General features: G+C 66.8%; 1 protein-coding gene. It reads left to right on the forward strand.

All coding sequences use genetic code 11. From position 1 onward, the window contains the following. The coding region (locus DMB66_RS59775) for a GDSL-type esterase/lipase family protein (RefSeq protein WP_233625630.1) at window positions 1-1,165 on the forward strand (1,165 nt) is incomplete at its 5' end. Window positions 1,166-1,205 lie beyond the last annotated feature (40 nt).

The following is a 1,205-nucleotide window of genomic DNA, read 5'->3' on the forward strand; positions in this document are numbered from 1 at the left end:
CGTCGCCATCGGCGAGAACACCTTCATTTCCGCCATGATCGGCATTCGGATCGGCGCTGGCGTCGGCATCTCCAACATGGTCGACCTGCACGACCACAACCACCGCGACCGCTCCATCGCCCACCTGCCCGACGGGGAGCCCACACCGTGGGCCAGCGGCTTCGCCGGCGCCCCCATCATCATCGAAACCGGCGCGGTCATCTCCGCCAAGGTGTCGATCACCGCGGGCGTACGCATCGGGCAGAACACGATCATCGGGGCGAACTCCACCGCCACCCGCTCGATCGGCCCTAACACCGTCGCCGCAGGCAGCCCCGCCACCGCGAAACGCACCTTCGACGCCCTGCTCAGCGACACCGAACCACGCTACGAGGTCGGCGTCGCCTGGTTCGGCACCAGCATCATGCAGCACTTCGAAGGCTTCAACGCCCAGATGGTCACCCAGGCAGCCCTGCCCGACGTCGGTTCCACCGTCACCGTCGAAGCCTGGCGCAACCGCGGCTACGTCCACCGTCTGCACACCACCCTGCAGACCCGCTGGCCGTACCTGGACATCACCTTCCGCAACCACGGCGAAGGCGGTGCTACCTCCCGCGACATCCTGCAGATCGTCCGCGACAACACCGGACCACAGCACCCCACTGCGGTCAGCGTCCTCGGCTGCGGCATCAACGACGTCTGGCGTGGCTTCCAAGGCCGTCACGCCGAAGCCGTCGACCTCGCCGAGTTCACCACCAACTACCGCACCATGGTCGAGTTGCTCACCACGAACTCCCGGCAGCTCATCTGCGTCGCCGAGACTCCCTTCGGCTGGGACGACGCTCTCGACATCCCCGCAGCGAACACCGCTCTGCAGCAATACAACCGGGTAGCCGCGCAGATCGCGGCATCCGCCGGTGCCACCTTTGTCGACGGGTGGCCGGCCTTCACGGCCACCGCTCGCCAACTCCCCGGTAACAACGGTTTGAGTCTGTGGAGCGATGGCGTCCACCTCTCCGAACACGGCGACGCGCTCCTACACGACCTCGTCGATGCCGACCTGCACGAGGTGGTCGCCCGGATGACGACCTACGCAATCCACGACCGCGACCACGCCGCCACCCTGTACCGGCCCCTGTTCGCCGACATCCGTCACCGCGCCGTGCTTCAACCAGCGACGCCATAGGCACCTCGCACTGTTGATCTCGACCGGGTCGCGATGAACG

Source organism: Actinoplanes sp. ATCC 53533, from assembly GCF_003947245.1.